The organism is Streptomyces sp. NPDC056948 (assembly GCF_042674225.1).
Lineage (GTDB): Bacteria > Actinomycetota > Actinomycetes > Streptomycetales > Streptomycetaceae > Streptomyces > Streptomyces purpurascens.
In genome coordinates, this window is record NZ_JBHUQX010000560.1 from 1 (window position 1) to 4859 (window position 4859).

The window sequence follows — 4859 nt, forward strand, 5'->3', positions numbered from 1 at the left end:
ATGTCGTCAGCACGTCAGGACGTCAGCGCTGGCCGTACTCGCCGGCCCACGCCTCCACCGCGTCGGCCGCCCGCTCGAAGGCCTCCGTCCGGCCCAGGAAGTCCGCGTTGTGCGTCGTCAGCAGCGGCGGCACACCGTCCGCGGCCTGCCCCCGCCGGACGAGCAGCAGCGCCTGGCCCTGCAGGGTCCGGGGGAGCCCCAGCCAGCGCACCGGCTGCTGCACCGTGCGCAAGGAGACGACCTGCGCCCAGGGCGCCGTACGCGTCGTGAGGAAACCCACGTGCCGCAGCCCGCGGGCACTCACCCACACGCCCATGCGCAGCAGCCGCAGCGCCCCGGCGATGACGAGCAGCGCGAGAGCGAAGACCAGCCCGGCCGAGGCCGGTTCGGCCGTCGCCGCGATGATGACCGCGGCGAACAGCACGAACGAGGCGAGCAGCAGCGCCAGCGCCGCCGCCCCGACCCGCCACGGCCCGGGGCGGTACGGCCGCCGCCAAGTGTCAAGATCTTCGTGCGGCAGCGGAACGTCGTCCGCCGCGTCGAAAACGCGGTCGGCCGTCAGGAAGGGCAGGGGCACGGCGGGTCCTCACTCGATCCATGCGTGGGCTGTGCCCGGTGAGGCTACCGATCTGCTTCCACGGTCACCACTGGCAGGGGGCCGGATGGAGTCACCGCCGGCCCGCGGTGGCTCAGTGGTTCTGGGATGCCTGCGACTGCTGCGGCTGATTTGCCGTGTAGTCGGGCTTCAGCGCGGGCGTCCCGATGACCAGGGATCCCACGAGCCCCGCCACGACGGTGAGCCCGAACAGCCATCGGCCGGCCCTCTCACCGAAGGACGGCCGCTCACGCGGTGGGGGAGTGACATTGCTGCGGAACCTGTCGGCCTCGGCGACGAAGGCAAACGGTACGGGTTCACGCCGACCGAACATCAGGGGTGCTTCTCCTTCGGGGGTGGAACGGATCACTTTCATCAGTAGAGACGAAAGAACTCCCTCAGAGGTGCCCTGTTTCACCGACTTCATTGCGGCACGCCACCGATCGCTCTGATTTCGGCGGGCCGTAGAGTGACGTCGCCACACGACGAGATGGGAAGGCCCTGCCAACCGTGACCGACACCCCCGCCGACGACCCGAAGCCCAGCTACCGCAGCGACGTCACCGTCGAGCTGGTCAAGCACACCGCGTCCGACGCGGACGTCCTCTTCGCCGCCCGCGTCTCGACCCTCGGCGAGCAGTCCCTGGACGAGATGGACAAGGACCCCGAGCGTTCCAAGGGCCTGATCAACTACCTGATGCGGGACCGGCACGGCAGCCCGTTCGAGCACAACTCGATGACCTTCTTCATCAGCGCCCCGATCTTCGTCTTCCGCGAGTTCATGCGGCACCGCGTCGGCTGGTCGTACAACGAGGAGTCGGGCCGGTACCGGGAGCTCCAGTCGGTCTTCTACGTCCCCGACGAGTCCCGCAAGCTCGTCCAGGAGGGCCGTCCCGGCAAGTACGTCTTCGTCGAGGGCACGCAGGCCCAGCAGGAGCTGGTCGGCCGTGTGATGGAGGACTCCTACCGGCAGGCATACGAGGCCTACCAGGAGATGCTCGCCGCCGGCGTCGCCCGCGAGGTCGCCCGCGCGGTCCTCCCGGTCGGCCTGTACTCCTCGATGTACGCCACCTGCAACGCCCGCTCGCTGATGCACTTCCTCGGCCTGCGCACCCAGCACGAGCTGGCCAAGGTCCCGTCCTTCCCGCAGCGTGAGATCGAGATGGTCGGCGAGAAGATGGAGGCCGAGTGGGCCCGGCTCATGCCGCTCACCTACGCCGCCTTCAACGCGAACGGACGCGTGGCGCCGTAACGCGGCCCGCTTCCCCGAGCAGGTACAGATGTACGGTTCAGCCGTGCGAAGTGTCCGTATTGCGGCATTTCGAGAAGTTCACTTAGCCTGATCAAACGGGTCCGGCACTGCTTGAACCCCCGAGCAGGCAGTGCCGGGCTCCACCTTTGTCGCGACTTGTCGCCTGCCCCTAGGGCAGACCCGGTCCTGAGCAACGAGTAGCGTGTAACCCATGGCTCCGACCTCCACTCCGCAGACCCCCTTCGGGCGGGTCCTCACCGCCATGGTCACGCCCTTCACGGCGGACGGCGCACTCGACCTCGACGGCGCGCAGCGGCTCGCCACCCACCTGGTGGACGCAGGCAACGACGGCCTGGTCATCAACGGGACCACCGGCGAGTCCCCGACCACCAGCGACGCGGAGAAAGCGGATCTCGTACGGGCGGTCCTGGAGGCGGTCGGCGACCGTGCCCACGTGGTGGCCGGGGTCGGCACCAACGACACCCACCACAGCATCCAACTCGCCCGCGCGGCGGAGCGCACCGGCGCACACGGCCTGCTCGTCGTGACGCCGTACTACAACAAGCCCCCGCAAGAGGGCCTCTACCGACACTTCACGGCCATCGCCGACGCAGCCGGACTGCCGGTCATGCTCTACGACATCCCCGGCCGCAGCGGCGTCCCGATCAACACCGAGACGCTCGTCCGCCTCGCCGAGCACCCGCGCATCGTCGCCAACAAGGACGCCAAGGGCGACCTCGGCCGAGCGAGCTGGGCCATCGCCACCTCCGGCCTCGCCTGGTACTCCGGCGACGACATGCTGAACCTCCCCCTCCTCTCCGTCGGCGCGGTCGGCTTCGTCTCCGTCGTCGGCCATGTGGTCACCCCCGAGCTGCGCGCCCTGGTCGAGGCGTACACCTCGGGTGACGTCCAGAAGGCCACCGAGATCCACCAGAAGCTGCTCCCCGTCTACACGGGCATGTTCCGCACCCAGGGCGTGATGACGACCAAGGCGGCGCTCGCCCTGAAGGGCCTGCCCGCCGGGCCCCTGCGCGCCCCCATGGTCGAGTGCGCGCCCGAAGAGATCGAGCAACTCAAGATCGATCTTGCCGCCGGCGGGGTACAGCTCTGACACCAGACTTCGCGCGGACCCCCGTGCGCGTGCTTCACAACTGAATAAGCGGGCCACCGGTGCCCGCGCACCCCACACAGACAACTGCTTCTGCACGAACGTCACGCGCGCCACGTGCCCCACCGGTACGTGGCGCGTGTGGTGAGGAGAGTCTTTTGAGTCATCCGCATCCCGAACTCGGCCCGCCCCCGCCGCTTCCCGAAGGCGGCCTGCGAGTCACCCCGCTCGGCGGTCTCGGTGAGATCGGCCGCAACATGACGGTCTTCGAGTACGGCGGCCGCCTGCTGATCGTCGACTGCGGCGTGCTCTTCCCCGAGGAGGAGCAGCCCGGAATCGACCTGATCCTGCCGGACTTCTCGTCCATCAGGGACCGCCTCGACGACATCGAGGGCATCGTCCTCACGCACGGCCACGAGGACCACATCGGCGCCGTTCCCTTCCTCCTGCGCGAGAAGCCGGACATCCCGCTGATCGGCTCCAAGCTGACCCTCGCCCTCATCGAGGCCAAGCTCCAGGAGCACCGCATCCGCCCGTACACCCTCGAGGTGGCGGAAGGGCACCGCGAGCGCATCGGCCCCTTCGACTGCGAGTTCGTCGCGGTCAACCACTCCATCCCGGACGCGCTGGCCGTGGCCATCCGCACCCCGGCGGGCATGGTCGTCCACACGGGCGACTTCAAGATGGACCAGCTCCCGCTGGACAACCGTCTGACGGACCTGCACGCGTTCGCACGTCTGAGCGAGGAGGGGATCGACCTACTCCTCTCCGACTCGACGAACGCCGAGGTCCCGGGGTTCGTCCCGCCCGAGCGGGACATCTCCAACGTCCTGCACCAGGTCTTCGGGAACGCCCGCAAGCGGATCATCGTGGCCAGCTTCGCCAGCCACATCCACCGCATCCAGCAGATCCTGGACGCGGCCAACGAGTACGGCCGCAGGGTCGCCTTCGTCGGCCGCTCGATGGTCCGCAACATGGGCATCGCGAGGGACCTGGGCTATCTGAAGGTCCCGCCGGGCCTGGTGGTCGACGTCAAGACACTCGACGACCTTCCCGACCGCGAGGTGGTCCTGGTCTGCACGGGCTCCCAGGGCGAACCGATGGCGGCCCTGTCCCGGATGGCCAACCGCGACCACCAGATCCGCATCGTCAACGGCGACACGGTGATCCTGGCGTCGTCCCTGATCCCCGGCAACGAGAACGCGGTATACCGCGTGATCAACGGCCTCACCCGATGGGGCGCCAACGTGGTCCACAAGGGCAACGCCAAGGTCCACGTCTCGGGCCACGCCTCGGCCGGCGAGCTGCTGTACTTCTACAACATCTGCCGCCCGAAGAACCTGATGCCGGTGCACGGAGAATGGCGCCACCTGCGCGCCAACGCCGAGCTGGGCGCCCTGACCGGCGTCCCGCACGACCGCATCGTCATCGCCGAGGACGGAGTGGTCGTCGACCTCATCGAGGGCAAGGCGAAGATCTCCGGCAAGGTCCAGGCGGGCTATGTCTACGTCGACGGCCTCTCGGTCGGCGACGTGGGAGAGCCGGCTCTCAAGGACCGCAAGATCCTCGGCGACGAGGGCATCATCTCGGTCTTCGTGGTCATCGACTCGTCCACCGGAAAGATCACCGGCGGCCCGCACATCCAGGCCCGCGGTTCCGGCATCGAGGACTCCGCCTTCGGCGACGTGGCCCCCCGGATCACGGAGGTGCTCGAACGCTCCGCCCAGGACGGCGTGGTCGAACCCCACCAGCTCCAGCAGCTCATCCGCCGCACGCTGGGCAAGTGGGTCTCGGACAACTACCGGCGCCGGCCGATGATCCTGCCTGTGGTCGTCGAGGTCTGACGGACCGTCGGGCCCGAGCGGGCGCCAACTGGGAGCGGGGCTCCTCGATTTGCATCGAGGC

At 68.7% G+C, this 4859-nt stretch carries 5 protein-coding genes; 3 read left to right on the forward strand and 2 right to left on the reverse strand.

Going from position 1 to position 4859, the window contains the following annotated elements:
* Positions 1-22: 22 nt before the first annotated feature.
* Together ACFTZL_RS41010 and ACFTZL_RS41015 are read right to left on the reverse strand one after the other, a co-directional pair.
* Positions 23-577 (reverse strand): hypothetical protein, encoded by a 555-nt coding sequence (locus ACFTZL_RS41010; RefSeq protein WP_382594504.1) that lies wholly within the window; start codon positions 575-577, stop codon positions 23-25.
* Between the two features lie 112 nt (positions 578-689).
* Positions 690-929 carry a hypothetical protein gene (locus ACFTZL_RS41015; protein WP_382594516.1) on the reverse strand — a complete coding sequence of 80 codons (240 nt, stop codon included), beginning with the start codon at positions 927-929 and terminating at the stop codon, positions 690-692.
* Between the two features lie 176 nt (positions 930-1105).
* On the opposite strand from ACFTZL_RS41015, the gene thyX reads away from it, so the two are divergent.
* From thyX to ACFTZL_RS41030, 3 genes are all read left to right on the forward strand, one after another.
* Positions 1106-1846, forward strand: a complete 741-nt coding sequence (gene thyX, locus ACFTZL_RS41020; protein WP_382594507.1) for an FAD-dependent thymidylate synthase — start codon at positions 1106-1108, stop codon at positions 1844-1846.
* 211 nt (positions 1847-2057) lie between these two features.
* Entirely contained in the window at positions 2058-2957 is a 900-nt protein-coding gene (gene dapA, locus ACFTZL_RS41025) for a 4-hydroxy-tetrahydrodipicolinate synthase (protein WP_382594510.1), read from the forward strand.
* A gap of 155 nt (positions 2958-3112) precedes the next feature.
* Positions 3113-4798 carry a ribonuclease J gene (locus tag ACFTZL_RS41030; RefSeq protein WP_382594513.1) on the forward strand — a complete coding sequence of 562 codons (1686 nt, stop codon included), beginning with the start codon at positions 3113-3115 and terminating at the stop codon, positions 4796-4798.
* The last annotated feature ends 61 nt before the right edge of the window (positions 4799-4859 follow it).